At 39.9% G+C, this 19538-nt stretch carries 18 protein-coding genes; 16 read left to right on the top strand and 2 right to left on the bottom strand.

Annotation, left to right across the window (positions count from 1 at the left end):
* The first annotated feature begins 149 nt into the window (after positions 1-149).
* The 5 genes from BLS49_RS18335 (at position 150) to BLS49_RS18315 (ending at position 8576) form a co-directional block, all read left to right on the top strand.
* The gene (locus tag BLS49_RS18335) at positions 150-1742 is read left to right on the top strand and encodes a radical SAM protein (protein WP_091234098.1); all 1593 of its coding nucleotides are present in this window, start codon (positions 150-152) and stop codon (positions 1740-1742) included.
* Positions 1743-1766: 24 nt separating this feature from the next.
* Positions 1767-3338, top strand: a complete 1572-nt coding sequence (locus BLS49_RS18330) for a radical SAM protein (RefSeq protein ID WP_091234095.1) — start codon at positions 1767-1769, stop codon at positions 3336-3338.
* 439 nt (positions 3339-3777) lie between these two features.
* On the top strand, positions 3778-5352 hold the full coding sequence (locus tag BLS49_RS18325) for an ABC transporter substrate-binding protein (RefSeq protein ID WP_139173158.1): 1575 nt from the start codon (positions 3778-3780) through the stop codon (positions 5350-5352).
* 32 nt (positions 5353-5384) lie between these two features.
* The gene (locus BLS49_RS18320; protein WP_175471468.1) at positions 5385-6788 is read left to right on the top strand and encodes an ABC transporter substrate-binding protein; all 1404 of its coding nucleotides are present in this window, start codon (positions 5385-5387) and stop codon (positions 6786-6788) included.
* A 96-nt stretch (positions 6789-6884) separates the two neighbouring features.
* The gene (locus BLS49_RS18315) at positions 6885-8576 is read left to right on the top strand and encodes an ABC transporter ATP-binding protein (protein ID WP_175471467.1); all 1692 of its coding nucleotides are present in this window, start codon (positions 6885-6887) and stop codon (positions 8574-8576) included.
* A gap of 512 nt (positions 8577-9088) precedes the next feature.
* Here BLS49_RS18315 and BLS49_RS18310 read toward each other — a convergent pair.
* Positions 9089-9424: a hypothetical protein gene (locus BLS49_RS18310; protein WP_091234081.1), complete on the bottom strand. Its 336-nt coding sequence runs from the start codon at positions 9422-9424 to the stop codon at positions 9089-9091.
* A gap of 7 nt (positions 9425-9431) precedes the next feature.
* Positions 9432-10436, bottom strand: coding sequence for a DUF1385 domain-containing protein (locus BLS49_RS18305; protein ID WP_091234077.1), 1005 nt, complete (start codon positions 10434-10436; stop codon positions 9432-9434).
* Between the two features lie 156 nt (positions 10437-10592).
* On the opposite strand from BLS49_RS18305, the gene BLS49_RS18300 reads away from it, so the two are divergent.
* The 11 genes from BLS49_RS18300 (at position 10593) to spoIIIAE (ending at position 19527) form a co-directional block, all read left to right on the top strand.
* A complete protein-coding gene (locus tag BLS49_RS18300) occupies positions 10593-11084 on the top strand; it encodes a YqhR family membrane protein (protein WP_091234074.1) in 492 nt (163 codons plus the stop codon).
* Between the two features lie 110 nt (positions 11085-11194).
* Positions 11195-11635 carry a type II 3-dehydroquinate dehydratase gene (gene aroQ, locus BLS49_RS18295; protein ID WP_091234072.1) on the top strand — a complete coding sequence of 147 codons (441 nt, stop codon included), beginning with the start codon at positions 11195-11197 and terminating at the stop codon, positions 11633-11635.
* 24 nt (positions 11636-11659) lie between these two features.
* Positions 11660-12733 (top strand): M24 family metallopeptidase, encoded by a 1074-nt coding sequence (locus BLS49_RS18290; RefSeq protein WP_091234069.1) that lies wholly within the window; start codon positions 11660-11662, stop codon positions 12731-12733.
* A 79-nt stretch (positions 12734-12812) separates the two neighbouring features.
* Entirely contained in the window at positions 12813-13370 is a 558-nt protein-coding gene (gene efp / locus BLS49_RS18285) for an elongation factor P (protein ID WP_091234066.1), read from the top strand.
* Positions 13371-13958: 588 nt separating this feature from the next.
* A complete protein-coding gene (locus tag BLS49_RS18280; RefSeq protein ID WP_091234063.1) occupies positions 13959-15212 on the top strand; it encodes an aspartate kinase in 1254 nt (417 codons plus the stop codon).
* Between the two features lie 553 nt (positions 15213-15765).
* Positions 15766-16032: a YqhV family protein gene (locus BLS49_RS18275; RefSeq protein ID WP_091234060.1), complete on the top strand. Its 267-nt coding sequence runs from the start codon at positions 15766-15768 to the stop codon at positions 16030-16032.
* Between the two features lie 95 nt (positions 16033-16127).
* Complete coding sequence (gene spoIIIAA / locus BLS49_RS18270) at positions 16128-17135, top strand: stage III sporulation protein AA (protein WP_091234058.1); 1008 nt, start codon at positions 16128-16130, stop codon at positions 17133-17135.
* The gene (gene spoIIIAB, locus BLS49_RS18265) at positions 17128-17646 is read left to right on the top strand and encodes a stage III sporulation protein SpoIIIAB (protein ID WP_091234054.1); all 519 of its coding nucleotides are present in this window, start codon (positions 17128-17130) and stop codon (positions 17644-17646) included. The genes spoIIIAA and spoIIIAB overlap by 8 nt, the downstream gene beginning before the upstream one ends.
* A gap of 60 nt (positions 17647-17706) precedes the next feature.
* Complete coding sequence (gene spoIIIAC / locus BLS49_RS18260; protein WP_009225775.1) at positions 17707-17910, top strand: stage III sporulation protein AC; 204 nt, start codon at positions 17707-17709, stop codon at positions 17908-17910.
* An 11-nt stretch (positions 17911-17921) separates the two neighbouring features.
* Positions 17922-18311: a stage III sporulation protein AD gene (gene spoIIIAD, locus BLS49_RS18255; RefSeq protein WP_091234051.1), complete on the top strand. Its 390-nt coding sequence runs from the start codon at positions 17922-17924 to the stop codon at positions 18309-18311.
* Positions 18312-18393: 82 nt separating this feature from the next.
* A complete protein-coding gene (spoIIIAE, locus tag BLS49_RS18250; RefSeq protein ID WP_245742559.1) occupies positions 18394-19527 on the top strand; it encodes a stage III sporulation protein AE in 1134 nt (377 codons plus the stop codon).
* The last annotated feature ends 11 nt before the right edge of the window (positions 19528-19538 follow it).

The following is a 19538-nucleotide window of genomic DNA, read 5'->3' as shown; positions in this document are numbered from 1 at the left end:
TAAATTTATATGTATTGCATGATTAACGCTATTTACGTCATAAACTCGTTATTCACGAATACTTATTGATTTTGGGCTAACATGCTAGACAATCTATAGATAAGAGTGGCAGAGGATAGCTTGAAAGTATAATACGAGGAGGAATTTTGATGAGTAACTCAGTTAAGGTAGCAGAAAATCATAATGAAATTCATAAGTTCAAGGAGCTATTTGTTAATTTGAAGAAGGGGTTGAGATTTTCTAGACTAGGCAAACCTTTCAGAACTTCAAATTGCAATTACTTTCTTGATTCCGGCACTGGAAAAGTGTTTATGGTCAATGAAAACACCTATCGCGTGTTAGAATGCTTATGGAATACTGATGAATTTGAACGTTTGTTTGAGCTAGAGATGTCTTCTGAGGAATTGTTAAATGGCTTAAAAGAAGTAGAGGAAGCTGTAAAGAGTGAGAACATATTACAGATGCCACCAGTTGAGAAGATGTATATCTTTGATGGTGAAGTTTTATACGATAAGGATGCACCCAATATTCAAACCGAACATATTACATTTGAGATGACAGAACGTTGTAATTTAAGGTGTAAATATTGCATTTATCATGAAGGGGAAGCAGGATTCCGTACATTTGGAAGTAGAGATATTGATTTAGATACTTGCAAGAAAGCAGTGGATCTGTTGTCAAAATCAACTAAAGAAGAAGTCCATATTACTTTTTACGGTGGGGAACCTCTACTACGATTTGATATCATGAGGGATACAATAGAGTATAGCAAAGTAAAGCTGCACAATAAAAAAGTATTTTATAATATGACGACGAATGCAACGCTGATGACAGAAGAAATAGCTAATTATTGGGCATCGTTGGAGCATCATTCTACACTGGTTAGCTTAGATGGACCGGAATGGATTCATGATAAAAATAGAGTCTATTGTGATGGGAAGGGATCTTTTAAATCGGTCATGCGGGGGTTAAAGAGGCTAGTGGAAGCTGAGGGTGCAAAAGCTGCGGTCAATATTGGCTATAACATCGTTGTAACTGATGCAAGAGTGGAAACGTTGGAAGAGATACAACATTTCTTTAGGAATTCGGAGCATATACCAACTGGGTCAAGAATATCAACATCCTATCTTAATACCCCTGCTAAAAAGTCGAGTTACTTAGGAGTTGGTACAGAGGAAGATAGACAATTATGTGAGTCGGTAATGAAGGGATTCGACCCATTAACAGAGTGGAATGTAGACAAATTAAATTCTGGTGCGAGTGATATAGATAATGAATCACTAATATCAAAAGATTCTTATGATAAGGAACTAGCTAGAGTACACAATAGAATGCTCATAAGCGAACCTACTCAAGCATTCTCTATGAATGGATGTTGTATACCGGGGGGACGTAGATTATATATTACAGTAAATGGTGAGCTTGCGATATGTGAACGGTTGGGACCATCACCTTTTATTGGGACAGTAAATGAAGGCTTAGACTATGAGAAAATTAATAAACATTATATTACTGACTTTATGAACGAGGCAACGAAATATTGTAATGATTGTTGGGCTGTAAATATATGTAATCTATGCTATATTAAGTGTTATGATAGTGATGGTATTAATATGTCTTACAGGCATAAATCATGCATATTAACTAGGGTTAAAACAGAACAGACATTGGTACTATACCATGAAATGTTAGAAAAAAATCCTGAGTCATTAGCTTATCTAAATGAACTTACTTATATATAAGGCATTTAGTTTGGAGGGAGTTGCATGAAGAATTCAGTAGAATCAGCGAAGAATTTTAATGAAATTCTTGGTTTTAAAGATCTGTTTGCCAATTTGAAGAAGGATTTGAGATTTTCTCGACTTGGGAAGCCTTTTAAGACTTCAGAAAATAATTATTTCTTTGATTCTGGTACTGGAAAAGTGCTTATGGTCAATGAAGACATCTATCTCATATTAGAATGCCTATGGAATACGGATGAATTTGATCGATTGTTAGAATTAGAGATGTCTTCTAAAAATTTGTTGAATGGTTTAAAAGAGATAGAAGAAGCAGTAAAGAGTGAGAGCATACTACAGATGCCACCGGTTAAGAAGATGTTAAGTCATGTTGATGCACCCAGTAATCAAACTAAACTAATTTCATTAGAGGTAACAGAACGTTGTAATTTAAGGTGCAAATATTGCATTTATCATGAAGGGGAAGCAGGATTCCGTACATTTGGAACTAAGGATATTGATTTAGATACTGCGAAGAAGGCAGTGGATATATTGTCAAGGTCAGCCAAAGAAGATGTTTATATCACTTTTTGCGGTGGGGAACCTTTGCTTCGATTCGATATCATAAAGGATACAATAGAGTATTGCAAAATAAAGCTTCACAATAAAAAAGTGGTATACAATATGACGACGAACGCAACGCTGATTACTGAGGAAATAGCTAATTATTGGGCGTCTTTGGAGCATCATATTACAACAGTTAGCTTAGATGGGCCGGAATTAATACATGATCAAAATAGGGTCTTTTGTAATGGGAACGGATCATTTCAAATCGTCATGCATGGTTTGAAGAGGTTAGTGGAAGCTGAGGGTGCAAAAGCTGCAGACAACATTAACTATAACATAGTTTTAGCGGATACAAGTGTAGAGACGTTGGAAGAAATACAACATTTCTTTAGGAATTCGGAGCATATACCAGCCGGGTCAAGCCTATCAACATCCTATCAAATTACTTCTCCCGAAAAGACTAGTTACTTAGGAGTTGGTACAGAGGGAGATAGACAATTAAGTGAGACGAAAAGGCAGAGAATAGACCCTCTAATAAAATGGAGTGTAGATAAATTAAACTCTGGAATCAGTGATATAGACAAACAAAAACTGATATCAAAAGATTCTTACGATAAAGCTCTAGCTAGTATACACAATAGAATGCTCTTAGACGAGCCTGTTCAACAATTCCCTATGAATGGATGCTGTACACCGGGAGTGGGGAGAGTATATATAACAGTAAATGGTGAACTTGCAATATGTGAACGTATGGGAACATCCCCTTTCATTGGGACAATAAATGAAGGCTTAGACTATGAGAAAATTAATAAACACTATATTAATGACTTTATGAATGAAGCAACAAAATATTGTAATGATTGTTGGGCTGTTAATATATGCCATCTATGCTATAAGCAATGTTATGATCGTGATGGTATTAATATATCCTACAGGCACGAAAAATGCTTAGAATATAGAGTCATAACAGAGCAGAGATTGGTATTATATCATGAAATATTAGAAAAGAATCCCGAGTCATTAGAGTATCTGAATGAAATATTTTACGGATAGGACAGTTATCTAGTTATTAGAGGAAGCAATCTTCCTTTAATATATAAACGAATTTACGTGGATTAATGGAAAGTATCGTAATATGCGAATGTGCGAAGCTACCACGTAAAATCGATATGCTTACCACAATCGTGAAAAAAATAGAGAGGAGGGTATTGCATGAATATTATTAATCCATTTGGGAAAACAGTAAATAATTTACAACCAAGAGCGGGTTGTACCTGCAGTACAATAGATGCTAAGTCGCAAGCTGATTCTACTTTTGTTTGCTTGGGAAACTGCGGATGCTCATGTGGTTGTACTGGGAGTTCTAGTAAATCAGATAACCAGAGTGCTAATTACACTAACGGATCTAATAAACACATGTTTTAAATTTATTACGAAGAGTCACATGGTATATTAGTTAGTCTTGATTTGACTTTCCCGTAAAGTGGAGGATGTGATAAATTTGGATTTCATTATGAAGCCATTCAATCTTCGCACATTCGCATGTGATCATGCTTCAGAGCTTTATGGGAAAGTTGAATCAGTTTTTCAAATAGGGGGAATCAGCTTGAGCAAGTTCAATTTAACATCTTTGCTGCTTATAGGTTTACTTATGATTGGATTGGCAGGTTGTACAAGCTTGCCGGAGCCTAACGTTTCAAAGTTGAAGGTGATGAATCACGACAAAGAAAAAAGATACTTTAATGATAAATATGGTGATATGTTCCATGCCCAGAACGGTTCGATTAAGATTGAGCTTATTAGACCCAAAAGTATGAAACTTGAGAAGACTGCTTCAAACTATGTGCAAGCTCTCCAACAGTCTATCGAACAAGAACAACTGGATGTTCTTCAGCTAAGTATTGATGATTATAATCGGTTGTCAGCAGCAGGGTTTTTGTTAGATCTTGAACCGCTAGTGGTGCGGGATCACTACAATATCGACACGATTTATCCTTCAATCACCAGCTTTCTTAGGGAGCAAGGCGGTGGAAAGTTGTATGGTTTTGCGCCTACATTCCAGCGACAAGTAATCTTTTACAATATTGACCTGTTCGATAAATATAATATTGAGCCACCACACGATGGCATGACTTGGCAAGAACTTGTCGAGTTAGCAGGGCGATTTCCTACTGATGGAGATGAGCAATCTAAGATATATGGTGGATTCACGTGTTTCGGGTTAGACAAAGAAAGCCCTCTAAGACAGTTAGGTTTGATGATCGGTTTCTCTATGGGATTGAAGGCAGTTAACCTTGATACAATGCAAGTTACAATGGATACAGAGAGCTGGAAGCAAGCGTACCAACAAGCCCAATCGGCATTATCTACGAATGCCATCCACGTGGGAGGATATAACACGGATGAAGATTTCAATGAACAGCAACTTTTTGCTGTGGGGCGACAAGCAATGTTGTTAGATGATCCCAACTATGTCTATGACGTACTTAACTATATAGGCGAGGGTAAACCCTTTAGAGTAGGTATGGTAATTGGTCCAGTGGATACGTCTAACCGAGAAATAACAAGAGATCTGAACTTGAATAATGACTATGTATATGCGATTCGTGCCAATTCCTCTAATGTAGATGCTGCATGGGAATTGTTGAAGTTTATGCAGGGTGATGAGGTTGCAAGCAAATTGGCGAGAAGGCCTGATAATGGAATACCTTCACGCATGGGTCAAACAAGCGGTTATTATGGAATTAACCTAGATGGATTCTACCACTTAACCTCCGTGCCGCTAAGTAATTACTATGATGATCCTAATGATATTATTATTACGGATGAATTCAAAGAAAAATATGAGGAGATTACGTATCGTGAATTGACCCAAGTAGAGGAGTCTCGAAAAACCCTCGATGACGCACTACAGACGATTCAACGAGATGCGCAAGTTGCCCTTGATGAAGCGAACCTTACTAGGAAAGTAAATGAAAAAAATGAGGGGGGAGAACTGGACGAAGGCATGGCAACGGAAGACATGACCGTCAATTGGGATGATTTCAAGACTGTACCTTTTAAATGACTATGCTGCATGTTGAGCAGAGACAGGAGTCGATGATGAACAAGACATGGTTGCAAGTACTTACGCTGCTTGTTATTAGTTGCCTGGTAGTAGTAGGTTGTACAAGTGAATCTAAGGGTCCGATTGAACCAAAGGAGAATCAAGAGACGACTACGCTAAAGGTCATCTATCAGGATTCGGAATTATTCCGTCGGCAATATGGAGATTTGTTCACTGCGCTGAATGATCATGTCCAACTGGAATTAATCAGTGATGCGGACATTTACATGAATATGGGAGATAAGACGAAGGAAGAGGTGTATGCACAGTTTATTCGTGAAGAACAGCCAGATATTTTTATTTTGGATGCTCACGAGTTTCAGAATCATATTAATGATGGGATGCTTACCGAACTTGATTCGCTTTGCACTAGAGACAACTATAAACTGGATGGGATCGTTCCCGGTCTCGTTGATCAACTTAGGGAAATTGGCGATGGTAGATTGTATGGTCTTGCCCCAACGTTCAAGAGCAGTGCTATATTTTATAATAAAGATCTGTTCAAGAAATATGGTGTAGAGTTCCCATCTGATGGAATAAGTTGGTACGACATCATTGATCTTGCCCGTCGTTTTCCTACTGAAGGGGATAAACAGACACGAATTTATGGATATACCGGTGGGGATGTGTATGAAGCCCCTATAGATCTAGTAACACTAATTGACAAGATGAGCCGGGCTGAAGGGTTGTCGATTGTGAATACAGATAAGATGAAGATGACCATTGATACGGATGCATGGAAGAAATTGATTCAGACCGCTATCGAGGCAGACCAATCGGGAACTATCTTTAATTCTATGGATGAATTATTCACCAGTGGAACGAATGAGGAGTTTTATGATAGCCAACGATTTCTCATGGGGCGTTCTGCAATGCACATGGGATCAGTGCTGTCGCTAGCATTTATTGATCATTACAAGCATGAATTGAAAGATAATGTACCCTTTGAACTCGGTATTGCTGCCGGACCCGTCGATCCCCTTGATCCTACATCAACCTATGCTGTAACTCCAGGTGATATATTCGCCATTAATAAAGCATCTGCCAATCAAGATACAGCATGGGAATTTATTCAGTATGTGTGCGGTGAAGATTATGCCCATGTCAGCTCCCAATCTAATGAATTGTTGTTAAGTCAGCAAATGTTATTAAGTCGATCCGGATATATGACTGACTATGAAGGAACCAGTTTAGAGCCTTTCTATCATTTGAAATCAAAGTGGCTAAGGCACAGTGATGATTGGTACAAGCTACCTGATCAATTTTTCAACGATTTTGCTATGATATTAAGTCGAGAACTAGAACTTGTGGAAAAAGGACAAAAAAATATTGATAAAGCAATAGCAACAGTAAGGTCCGAAGCGCAAGCGGTGCTTGATCAAGCTGTAAAGAAATGAAATTAATGAAGTCAACTAAGTAGTAAGCTAGTTTTTCTATCAATCTGCCCGATAAACTATAGTTGAATACTGTGTAAGATGGAGGGAAGTAGCACAATGAAAGACTATAAAAAAGATTTTGTGCTATTTTTTAATACTATAAAAAAGTTGAATATACCTAAAAGAGCAATATTGTTAATATTATCTATCATGATAATGTCGAATGTTTTATCATTAGCATTCCCTCTATTCTTCGGGAACATAATTAATGGTATAGTAAGTAAATCATTTTATACAATAAAAATGAATTTACTTTACATGTTCTTATGTTTTGTAGTTTCTACTGTATTAGATTACAAAAATCAAAAAATGATTATTAAGCTTAGTTATTCAGTCGAACTCAATATCAAAGAAGAGTTGTTTAACTCAATTTTAGAAATGCCTTATTCAAGGGTTTATAAAATTGACAAAGGGAGATTAGTCAATAACATTGAAAGTGATTCGACAATTTTTTCCTCAATTCTTTTTGATAATATGAACTTAGTAGTACAGACTATAAGTATGATAATTTCTTTAATATTTATGGTATATATAAGTCCAATACTAACACTTGTAACCATAGTAACATTCCCTATTACATTCATGATATATATATATTCAGGGAGAATGATCAAATCAAAAGAGATTGAGTATACAAAAATGCATGATTCTTTTATGTCTTTTTTATATGAGTCCTTATCAGGATTGAAATCAATAAAAATTTTTAAGGTTGAAAATAAGTGGAACGAGATGTTTAGAAAGAATGTTATGGATATTAATGAAAAAAATATAGAGAAGTTTAATGTTCAACTAGTAACCCAAGTTATCATTGGTGTTGTAACGTTTTTGATAAACAATTTGAATATAATTTTAGCAATATATTTGATATTTAACGGAAGGCTTAGTTTGGGAATGATGACAGCATTCAATGAATATTCAGACAGATTTAAAGGTGTCCTATTACTATTGTCAAAACTTAACTCTAAAATACAGCAGGTATCTGTTTCGTTACGTAGGGTAGGTGAGATAGTAGATTCTGAAAGTATAGGGAAAATTGAGAATGTCAATGACAAAGAAAGATATAACAAGATTGAAAAAATAGAAATTAAAAATCTAAGTCACACTACACAAAGCAGCATAGAGGTTTTCAAAGATACAAATATTAATTTCTATAAAAATAATATATATCTTATTAAAGGTGCAAGTGGTTCAGGAAAAACATCCTTATTAAATATATTATCTAAATTAATTGACGAATATACTGGGGAAATATTAATAAATGGTATAGAATTAAAATGTTATAGTGAAGAGAACCTAAGAAATAAAGTGAGCTATGTCACACAAGACCACTACATGTTTTCAATTTCAATACGAGAAAATATATCCTTATACAGAGATGTACCGTTGGAAGATATAGAAAATATATGCAAACGCCTAAATTTACATGAACTAATCATAAATTTGCCAAATCAATACGATACTGTGATTAATGACGAGGGTTTAAACTTCTCTGGAGGACAAATACAGCGGGTATGCTTTGCGAGAGCAATTGTAAGTAATCCCGATGTATATTTATTTGATGAAATTACTTCAGCTATTGATCAAAAAAATATTGAAGATGTATTAAGGATAATTGAAGAAATTTCGGCAAATGCTATTGTTTTATTGGCTACTCATGAAAATTTTAAGTTTAATGTTCCAATAATTGAATGTAGTGTAATGAACAAGAGAATAGAAACTAACGAATTAAATTTACTACAGAATGTTTAAAACTAACTCAACTTTCGCAGTTTGAAATCGGTAAATAAGCGTGGATATTAGCTAGGTACATATCAATACAACTATAAGCGCTCCCTTTGGTATTGATATCTTGATTCTCGAAAACTCATCTCGCTCGTGTGCTCGTACCCTTTTGAGAAAATTACCTTTAACATCATGAGGTAACTTCAAGCCGTATCCCCAACACCTTGAATTTGATCGGTATATGTCGATAATGCCAAGCGCAAGCTCTTTAAATGAGCTTAGAACTCAAGCTAGTCACCTCGATATTTCTTCGACGTATACTTCCTCTTATTCTCCGCTTTCCAGTAGAACTCTTGCAGGGTAGCATAAGCTCCTCTTGATTATCTTAAAGATAATCTACGCGATGATGAAAGAAAGCCTGCTGCTTTATGAATCCGGTCTAATATCCGGGAATCGCTTCTTCGGAGACTGGAACATCCAGTATTACGAAGCGCAGTTCAAAAAGTATCAGCAGGCTAAATAAATTATGTTATTGATGCTTAATGGTACTTTGGATAGTCGTCGTCGCTTTTCCCTTTTTGGCCATCGATGACCTGAAAAGGATAATGTTTTCGTTTAGTCGTCGTATTGGTGGGATTGCGTCGTTCAGCTGCAACTTTGGCCATTGTTCGAGCGGATGGCTTAACCTTGACTTTAGCATTGTTCTTTCGATATTTTTTCGGTGGAAATTTGTACAGCAGGAACACAATCCCGAATATAAGGACCGGAACCAGAATGGAACTCATATGGATTCCACCTCTGAGAAACAGCCCATCTAATATCGCGAAAGCTGCCAGCAGGATCGCAGTCCAAAATATGATGGTCTGTTTTTTCATGCCTTCATCATCCTTTCACGGGATCTAAAGAAGAATGGCTAGCTTCTGAAAGAAGAAGACCGTTGCTTTCCTCCAGGCTGGCATCCAATTCTAGCATGCGATTGAATGAAGCGATGGATACTTCTACTTGCTCGTCATTTGGTTCTTTGGTAGTAAGCAGCTGCAACCATAGTCCTGGATAACCTAGAAATCTGAGTACAGGGATTTCACGAACTGCATTAGTAATACGAAGCAGCTCAAAGGACAATCCGATAACAATTGGGAGAAGTAAAATACGAATGTACATCCGCTCCCAAACGTTTTCCCAATGGAAAATAGGCAACGAATATAAAATGATACCAACGATGACCGTTAAAATGATAAAACTGCTGCCACAGCGATAATGAAGGCGGCTGTATTTTTGTACATTTTTAGGAGTTAGCTCTTCGCCTGCTTCATAAGCGGTAATAACTTTATGTTCTGCACCGTGATATTGGAACAAACGCTTGATAATTGGAGTCTGAGAAATAATCCATAAATATGAAAGCAAAAGAACGATCTTGATGACGCCTTCTACAAGTGAATGCAGAGTTTGATTGCTGAATGCATGCTGGAACAAGTATTGTTCGAGCAATGCAGGTACAAGCGTAAAAATAAGTTTTCCGACAATAAAAGAGAGAACACCTACAACTGCGACGCCCAGAATCATTGTCAGCGACCATTTAGATTCTTCTTTATCTTGTTGTTTGGCACGTTCTTCAGGCTCCATCTCATCATCAGCCATAGCTTCGGCTGCATAGTTCAAATGTTTGGACCCTTTGGCACTGGAATCAACGATGCTGACAATACCGCGGATGAGAGGTATTTTGCGAAGTCGTTTGACCCATGCTTTATCCTGCTTTGGAACTTCCAAAAAGGTAATCTCTCCGTTCTTGCGGCGTACTGCAGTTACGTTAACATATTTGCCGCCGAACATAACGCCTTCTATAACGGCTTGACCACCATAAATGTTGGGTTTGGATTGCTCAGGCAAAAACTTCACCTTCCTAGTATAGTAATTAGTTTGATTATTTCCATTGTATCGAACTTTCAGGTCAAATTCTAGTTGGTTAGTCTTTTTTGAATTGTACATACTAAACTGCATATAGAATGAAGCTATTTTACGCTGCTATGAAAGGAAAGATCAACCATGAATCAGCAAGTATACAGAAGGAAACATCACACGAATATTTGGTTATTTGCTCTGGAGGTTGGTTTTTTTGCCGGATTAATATGGGGGGCTGTAAAGGGGCTTTTTTATTACATGAGATTTACTACGGTACTTCCAGGATATTTAATGGAGCCTTTCTTTAAGAATACTTTCTTGCAAAGTAAGGCGGGTTATTATGTAGGATGGTTGTTTTTTATCGTATTTTCCATCATTGCGACCATCATATATACTCTTCTTTTTCGAAAAGCAAAAGGACCTCTGCCCGGCATGGTATACGGAGTGGTATGGTGGCTCATTATTTTTGTATTAGCTCAGCCAATGCTCCAATTGACGCGACCGATTGGAGAGCTGACTTCGAATACAGTGATCAGTGAATTTTGCCTGTATTTGCTCTGGGGACTCTTTATCGGCTACACAACAGCTGAAGAATTTACGGATGAAAGAAGGAGGGAGCCTGAGACGTCACATTAATTAAGAACAAAAAACTTCTCAACTTGCTTATTCCTATGTTAAAATTATTTTTGGTTATTTTTAATTATAGTGGTAGTTAGAACATAATTAAGAGATGGGGATGAGCGGCGATGTACCGTATTCTGGTGCTTAACGGACCAAATTTGAATTTTCTTGGCGTTCGTGAACCTGGCATTTACGGGGCGGAGACGTTAAGTGATATCGAAAAACGTCTTGAGAAGCAAGCGGAGGGGCTCGGGTTAACCCTTTCTTTTTTTCAATCTAATCACGAAGGTGAGCTCATCGACAAAATTCATGCTGCCTATGGAGCTTGTGATGGCATTTTAATGAATCCTGGTGCGTTGACGCATTATAGCTATGCTCTTCGGGACGCGATCACTTCGGTCAGCATTCCGACGGTAGAGGTTCATTTGTCCAATATCCATGCTCGTGAGGCATTCCGTCATACATCGGTCATTGCGCCTGTAGCTATAGGTCAAATAGCTGGCTTCGGATCGCTAGGGTATGATTTTGGATTACAGGCGCTTAAGCGTCATTTGGAAAAAAAGTAATTTGATATTGAAGGAGAGTTTATTATGGGGAGCACACGTGTTATCCAGCTTCGTGAAGCGATGGCGCTTCAGAATATAGAGGCTGTATTGATTACCGGTGATGTGAACCGCCGCTATTTGACGGGTTTTACCGGAAGTTCCGGTTATGTAGTAATTACACATCAGAAGGCTTATTTACTGACAGATTTCCGTTATATGACACAAGCTGCTGAACAAGCAACTGGATTTGAAATTGTAGAGCACGGTGCTTCAGTGAGCGATAGCATAAAAGAACTGTTAATTTCTCAAAATGTGAGCAAGCTTGGGTTCGAGGAAGATAATGTAGTTTTCTCGACATATCGGAAATATGAGCAGGATCTGAAGCCGGTTCAACTGGTTCCTGTTAGTGGCTTGGTTGAAGAACTCAGAATGTACAAGGATAGTGTGGAACTGAAGCTGATGAAGGAGGCAGCTGATTTGGTTGACCGGACGTTCCTTCACATGCTGAATGTACTTAAGCCTGGGCAATCTGAACGCGACATGGCTTTGGAATTGGAAACGTTTATGCGCAAAAATGGTGCATCAGCGCCTTCCTTTGATACCATTCTTGCTTCTGGCGAACGTTCGGCACTGCCTCACGGTGTAGCAAGTGATCGCATTCTCCAAAACGGTGATTTGGTCACAATGGATTTTGGTGCGTTGATGAACGGTTACTGCTCCGATATTACGCGCACTGTGGCAATTGGTGAACCCATTGCCAAGCTTCGCGAAATTTATGATATCGTTCTGGAAGCACAGCTTCATACCCTTGAGTTTCTGCGTCCGGGCATAACTGGACGGGAAGCGGATGCACTTGCACGTGATGTGATTACACGTTACGGTTACGGAGACCAATTCGGTCATAGCACCGGACATGGTCTAGGTATGGAGGTACATGAAGCTCCAAGAGTATCGAAGCTGAGTGATCAAATTCTAAAACCAGGTATGGTAGTAACTGTTGAACCGGGGATTTATATTCCAGGGCTTGGTGGCGTCCGCATTGAGGATGATGTAGTGATTACAGAAGACGGAAATACCCGTTTAACTGTATCAACTAAGGAATTTACTGTCATCGGTTAGATAAGCATGCGGTTTTTAGATTTTGGGTAATTATAAATTTATAATATATGGTGTTAACCCTATTTGAGGAGGTTCTTTTGTGATTTCAGTAAACGATTTTAAAACAGGCTTGACCGTCGAGGTAGACGGAGATATTTTTACGGTGCTTGATTTTCAGCATGTTAAACCAGGTAAAGGCGCTGCCTTTGTACGCTCCAAATTGAAAAACCTCCGCAATGGTAATACGGTAGAAAAAACATTCCGTGCTGGTGAAACTATCGGTCGTGCGTTGATCGAGAACCGTGATGTTCAGTATTTGTATGCCAGTGGACAAGACCATGCTTTCATGGACAACGAAACTTATGATCAATTCACATTGACTCAGGATCAGCTTAAATGGGAGCTTAACTTCCTTAAAGAAAACATGAATGTAAAAATCGTTAGCTACCAAGGTGAAATTCTTGGGATTAACCTGCCAAACAGTGTTGAGCTTAAAGTAGTTGAGACTGAGCCAGGTATCAAGGGTAACACAGCTACTGGTGCTACGAAGAACGCTAAGGTAGAAACAGGACTTAATGTACAGGTTCCTCTCTTCATTAATGAAGATGATGTATTGCTGATCGATACTCGCGAAGGTAAATACATCTCGCGCGCGTAGGAACTGGAGCGGGATCGTAACAAGTGCTTTTACTCTCACATGATGTGGAAGTGTACGGAGGCCGTCCCAAAAGTTATCTAAGATAACTTTGAGGGACGCTTCTTGTTTAGCAGTGGAAAGGCAAGATATCAGGAAAAACATGTAAAAATGCAGGTTTTTAAAGGTAGCCATGAAAGGATGAACAAAAGCCTGCAAAAATGCAGGAATAAGGTTCAGAATAGACTGGTTTGAAGAGAATTGTTAGAGAAAGCCTGTACATTTGCAGCAATTTAGGGCATTTAGAGGCTTTACATAAACAAAACCTGCACATTTGCAGGAATTTCAGGAATTCCGCAGCATGACACTATTACACATAAGATACGGTCATAGAATGTGTGGCGGGATCAAGCGGTGCAGGGATCGTCTTCCTTGCACCGCTATTTCTAGTTTTGACACTAAACCTACTTTTGGGACAGCCCCATTTTTTTAGTTTTTCTTATAATGTCATCAAAAGCATTGACTTTATTCCGGTCTTTCGTATTATACTGGTTTAAAGCGTTACTGATTAAAAAGCGTTTAAAGGATTGATCACATTAGGGAGGGTCTGACTTGGCTTTATATGTTATGAAATTCGGCGGCAGCTCCGTAGGCGATACAGAGCGTATGCAGCGCGTTGCCCGGCGTATTGTTGAGAAACAGGATGAAGGACATCAAGTTGCAGTTGTTGTATCAGCGATGGGAGATACGACCGACGATTTGATTGATCAGGCGAAATTGCTCAGCAATGAACCGCCAGCACGCGAAATGGATATGCTGATGACGACAGGAGAACAGATTTCGATTGCACTCTTGTCCATTGCAATAAATGCACTTGGCCGTAAAGCGGTGTCTTTTACAGGCTGGCAAGCCGGATTCCGCACGGAATCAGAATTTGGAAGAGCACGTATAACGGATATTCACCCTGAGCGCGTTAAAAGAGCGTTGGAGGAAGGAAGTATCGTTATTGTTGCCGGATTCCAAGGGATGACTGAAGAAGGAGAAATTACGACTTTCGGCCGCGGCGGATCAGATACAACAGCAGTAGCCTTGGCTGCAGCTATAGCTGCAGATTACTGTGAGATTTATACCGATGTCGATGGAGTGTATTCAACCGACCCTCGCATCGTGAAAAATGCGCGTAAACTGAATGAGATCTCTTATGACGAGATGCTTGAGCTGGCAAACCTGGGGGCAGCGGTGCTTCATCCGCGCGCAGTTGAGTATGCGAAGCATAATCAGGTACGTCTCGTAGTAAGATCGAGCTTTAATCATAATGAAGGTACAGTTGTTAAGGAGGAAGCGAGCATGGAGCAAGGAGTAGTAGTTAGCGGTATCGCTTACGATAAAAATGTAGCACGCATCAGCATTGTAGGAGTATCTCACGTCCCTGGAGTTCTTGCCAAAGTTTTCGGATCACTGGCAGACTCCAAAATCGATGTAGACATTATTGTACAGAGCGGTGTTCAAGGTGGTAAAGCGGACTTCTCCTTTACTGTAGCTCTATCTGATCGTGAACGTGCTTTGAAGGTACTTGAGAGCATTCGCGGGGATGTTCCTTACGAAGAAGTAACCTCTGAAGAAGATTTGGTGAAAATCTCTATCGTTGGTGCAGGTATGGTTAGCCATCCAGGCGTTGCTGCACAAATGTTCGACGTTATTTCCAAACTAGATGTGAATATTAAAATGGTAAGCACTTCAGAGATTAAGGTTTCCTGCGTAATCGACAGTGGTAAACTAACTGAAGTTGTTAAGGCGTTGCATACAGCATATGGACTTGATACTGAAAATCAAGTATTTGTAGGCGGACCAAAAGATCGTCGATAGGAACAGGTTCAAGATAAAGCTGGGGTGTCCCATAAGTAGATTTTTATCTACGTGGTGACACCCCACTCTTATTTTAGAATTCATTTTCTCAAAAAAATCAAGGTAAATTAATTCCTCTAATACCTCTGTATCACTCATTCCCTGAATATCACATCTACGCGTACAAACACAGCGTATGTATTCCTCTCGTCAACTGGACTGACACCTTAATTGCTATCTATTCTTTAGAATAACAGTTTGTATAAGTGCCTTTTAATAGAATACTCCTGCTGCTCCTCCATAATATTCATAATAAATTTTTAGCTGAATAGTCACCATTCGGTGAAACAATAGAGTCTTCGTGATAGGCCTCTTCTATTCCATTGAATGTAAACAGATATCCTTTAACCCATATAAATAATAGACAACAAAGACTTTTGAAATTCTAATGTTTGATCACTACATTTTATCATACATAACGATAAGAAATATTCAACAAAGCTTTTCTAAATAGAGTTTCTCAAGCATAAGTTAGAGAGTGCAATAGGACAAGAAGGGGGTCAATCAAGACATCATGCTTGATAAATTTGTGACTAGTATGGCGTCGCTCAGGATTATATCAGGGTCTATTGAGATCTTGGCCGCGCTATTCATGTTGAAGCTGGGACGGGTCGATAAGGCGCTGGCGGTTAATTCAGCACTGGCTTTTGTTGGACCAAGCGTTTTAATCATCACTACGGCGATAGGGCTGTCTGGAATGGCTGATAGGCTGTCCTGGGGCAAAATCATATGGATCGGCAGCGGTGTCGCGTGTCTCTTAATTGGAATTTTGAAGAAATGATAGATTTGCAGTCATAAAGATGAAGTACAGGCATACAAATGAGATATAAGCATAACATTCTAAAAAATAAGAGAAAGATTTCAGGGGGTACGCCTATGAGCCCTAGTTGGTTAACCGTATTTCCCGACAATATCCGCTCTTTGTTATCTGCTCTCCCGCCTTCAGTATTTGGAGGACTTGAGGAAATACGAATCCGTGAGGGACGTCCGCTAGAAATTAATGCCGGAGGGCGATTCTGCTATCTCACATCGGAGGGTGGAATGACCCTGGATGCTGCAAAAGCATTTATGCCAAGCAAGCAGGAATGCAACCGACTCCTGGATCTTATTACCAATCATTCCCTGTACACGATGGAAGAGGAGCTTCGTAAAGGCTTCATTACGATCGAAGGCGGCCATCGAATTGGACTTGCCGGCAGGACAGTGCTTGGGGGAGGAAAAGTAGAGCATCTACGGGACATAAGTGGCTACAATGTTCGTTTGGCTCGCGAAATCAAGGGTTTAGCGAACACATTATTGCCGCAGATACTTGATTTCAAGCACAAAAGTGTCCTGCACACACTGATCCTCTCTCCTCCCCAGCAGGGTAAGACCACTTTAATTCGAGACCTGGCAAGACAGATTAGCAGTGGGACTTGGCGGCATCCAGAGGCAAGATGGCCGGGAATGAAGGTTGGAATAATTGACGAGCGGTCAGAAATTGCCGGCAGCAAGCGTGGTGTACCAAGCTTTGATGTAGGACCAAGGACGGATGTGATGGATGGATGTCCAAAAGCGGAAGGCATGATGATGATGATCAGGTCCATGTCACCGGATGTTCTCATCGTAGATGAAATTGGTCGGTCAGAGGATGTTGATGCTTTGGCTGAGGCTCTTCATGCAGGAGTTCGAGTAATTGCTACAGCACACGGTTCAAACGTGGATGATTTATCGTCTCGTCCGGCAATGTCCAGGCTGCTGGAGTGCTCCTTCTTTCAGATGTATGCCGTATTAAAGCGGACTGATCAAGGTATGGCGTTCAGATTATGGGATGACAAGCGTAGAAGGGTTCAATTGCCTGATGGGCCTGCTAGAGAAGCGAAGGGCAGGGAAGTTAATGCTTAAAATCCTGGGTGCCGTTATGGTAATCGCAGCTGCAGCGTTGGCCGGATGGATACGGTCCAGAGAGTATGCTAGGCGGCCCAACCAAATTCGAAGAACTATTCTGGCTCTTAGACGGCTGGAAACAGAGATCATGTACGGTTTCACTCCGCTTCCTGATGCGCTATTGCGGATTGGAGAGCAGAGCGGGGAGCCGATTCAATTTATCTTGAGTGAAGCTGCCAAATGGATGAATTCGCCCCATCATCGGACAGCGCAGGAAAGCTTGCAAAAGGCCGTTCAGTCAGGCTGGAAGTACACTGCGATGAAGAACGCGGAGAAGGATGTATTGCACCAGCTCAGTTTTACACTCGGGACAAGCGATCGCAAGGACCAGCTTGGCCATATCGCGACGGCGGTCCGGCAGCTTGAAAGTGAGGAAGAAATAGCTCGTGAAGAACAAAATCGCTACGAGAAAATGTATAAGAGTCTGGGAGTATTATGCGGTGCGTTCATCGTTATTTTGTTCTACTGATATTTCTTCCCATCCAGCTCAGATTGTCGCCAGTGAAAATGATAGCGAGGTGCCAAATCAATGAACATAGAAGTGAACGCTATTTTTCAAATTGCAGGCATTGGAATAATTATCGCCATGATTCATACGGTGCTGAAGCAGATGGGAAAAGAAGATATGGCGCATTGGGTGACTTTGATCGGTTTTGTTGTCGTATTATTTATGGTCATTCGACTCTTGGACAGTCTGTTTCAGGAAATTAAGAGCATCTTTTTGTTTCAGTAGGTGAAGCGGCTGTGGAAATGATTCAGATTGTTGGACTGGGACTTGTGGCGACGGTGTTAATTCTGGTCATCAAAGAACAAAAGCCGATATTCGCTTTTTTAATAGCCGCAAGTACAGGAATCCTTATCTTTCTGTACATCGTTGGCAAGATTGGCGGGATAATTGAGGTTCTGGAGCAGTTAGCTGAATCCTCAGGCATTCAAATGATTTATTTAAAGACGATTCTCAAAATAATTGGAATTGCGTATATCGCGGAATTTGGAGCTCAAATTGTCCGTGATGCCGGGCAGGAAAGCATCGCTTCCAAAATCGAGCTGGCGGGTAAAGTGCTAATTATGGTGCTTGCCATTCCAATTATCAGCATCATTATTGAAACAGTCCTCAAACTGTTGCCGACGTAGATAGGTGGTACAGAGTATGGAACGCAGGGATTTATTGTGGCAGCAAAAAACATGGATAATGATCATCTTCGGACTCCTGCTTATGTGGCCGATACGCATCTATGCGGAAGCACCCGAAACTCAAGATAACTATTGGCTCCAGACACAGGCAGAAGAGCTTCCCACTGGAGAGGTGGAGACTTATTGGCAGAAGCTGATGAAGGAATACGGAGGTTTTTTCCCGGATCAGAAGATCCCCTCCTTCATGGATATGTTGCTTCAGAAGGACCAGAGTTTATCTTTGAAATCTGCATTTTCAGGACTTATGCGATACATGTGGCACGAGGTGCTCTATAACGGTCATATTCTTGTTACCATAGTGATTCTTTCAGTATTCAGTATGATTCTGGAGACGCTGCAAACGGCATTTGAGAGGAAGCAGGTAAGCAAGGTGGCCTACTCTATCTGCTATATGGTGATTTTGATCCTGGCGATTAACAGCTTCCATGTTGCGATTACTTATGCAACTGAGGCTATCACGGGAATGATAGATTTTATGATGGCCATGGTTCCTTTGCTATTTACACTGCTGGCATCTATGGGAAATGTAGTTACTGTATCGGTTACGCATCCGCTTGTTGTATTTATGGTGCATACGGTGGGTACGATGATTCACTCCGTAGTATTTCCATTGCTGTTTTTCTCGGCGGTTCTGCATATTGTCAGTTCGTTATCTGATAAATACAAATTAACACAGCTTGCCAACCTGCTGAGGACAGTAAGTATGGCTCTGTTGGGAATATTGTTAACCGTCTTTCTAGGGGTCATTTCAGTAAAGGGAATCGCCGGATCAGTCACAGATGGAGTAACGCTGCGGGCAGCCAAATATTTGACAGGCAACTTTGTTCCCGTAGTGGGAAAAGTGTTTGCCGATGCTACAGATACCGTAATATCAGCATCATTACTCGTCAAAAACTCGATAGGCTTGGTTGGAGTAGTCATCTTGCTTTTTCTATGCGCTTTTCCCGCAATTAAAATTTTAACTTTAGCGCTGATTTTTAACCTTGCTTCAGCAGTAATGCAGCCTCTTGGAGATACACCGATTGTGAGTTGCCTGGAAACTATAGGAAAGAGCATGCTCTATGTATTTGCTGCTCTTGCAGCAGTTGGAATGATGTTTTTTCTGGCAATAACAATCATGCTATCAGCCGGGAATATTACAGTGATGATGCGTTGAACTGATTATAG

It is taken from the genome of Fontibacillus panacisegetis (assembly GCF_900102215.1).
GTDB lineage: Bacteria > Bacillota > Bacilli > Paenibacillales > Paenibacillaceae > Fontibacillus > Fontibacillus panacisegetis.
This window is presented reverse-complemented; position numbering and strand designations above follow the sequence as displayed.

Excerpts from the sequence above, each read along its gene's own strand:
- BLS49_RS18335 (WP_091234098.1), top strand. The coding sequence starts at position 150 with ATGAGTAACTCAGTTAAGGTAGCAGAAAATCATAATGAAATTCATAAG.
- BLS49_RS18330 (WP_091234095.1), top strand. The coding sequence starts at position 1,767 with ATGAAGAATTCAGTAGAATCAGCGAAGAATTTTAATGAAATTCTTGGT.
- BLS49_RS18320 (WP_175471468.1), top strand. The coding sequence starts at position 5,385 with ATGATGAACAAGACATGGTTGCAAGTACTTACGCTGCTTGTTATTAGT.
- BLS49_RS18315 (WP_175471467.1), top strand. The coding sequence starts at position 6,885 with ATGAAAGACTATAAAAAAGATTTTGTGCTATTTTTTAATACTATAAAA.
- BLS49_RS18310 (WP_091234081.1), bottom strand. The coding sequence starts at position 9,424 with ATGAAAAAACAGACCATCATATTTTGGACTGCGATCCTGCTGGCAGCT.
- BLS49_RS18300 (WP_091234074.1), top strand. The coding sequence starts at position 10,593 with ATGAATCAGCAAGTATACAGAAGGAAACATCACACGAATATTTGGTTA.
- aroQ (WP_091234072.1), top strand. The coding sequence starts at position 11,195 with ATGTACCGTATTCTGGTGCTTAACGGACCAAATTTGAATTTTCTTGGC.
- BLS49_RS18290 (WP_091234069.1), top strand. The coding sequence starts at position 11,660 with ATGGGGAGCACACGTGTTATCCAGCTTCGTGAAGCGATGGCGCTTCAG.
- BLS49_RS18275 (WP_091234060.1), top strand. The coding sequence starts at position 15,766 with ATGCTTGATAAATTTGTGACTAGTATGGCGTCGCTCAGGATTATATCA.
- spoIIIAA (WP_091234058.1), top strand. The coding sequence starts at position 16,128 with ATGAGCCCTAGTTGGTTAACCGTATTTCCCGACAATATCCGCTCTTTG.
- spoIIIAB (WP_091234054.1), top strand. The coding sequence starts at position 17,128 with ATGCTTAAAATCCTGGGTGCCGTTATGGTAATCGCAGCTGCAGCGTTG.
- spoIIIAC (WP_009225775.1), top strand. The coding sequence starts at position 17,707 with ATGAACATAGAAGTGAACGCTATTTTTCAAATTGCAGGCATTGGAATA.
- spoIIIAE (WP_245742559.1), top strand. The coding sequence starts at position 18,394 with ATGTGGCCGATACGCATCTATGCGGAAGCACCCGAAACTCAAGATAAC.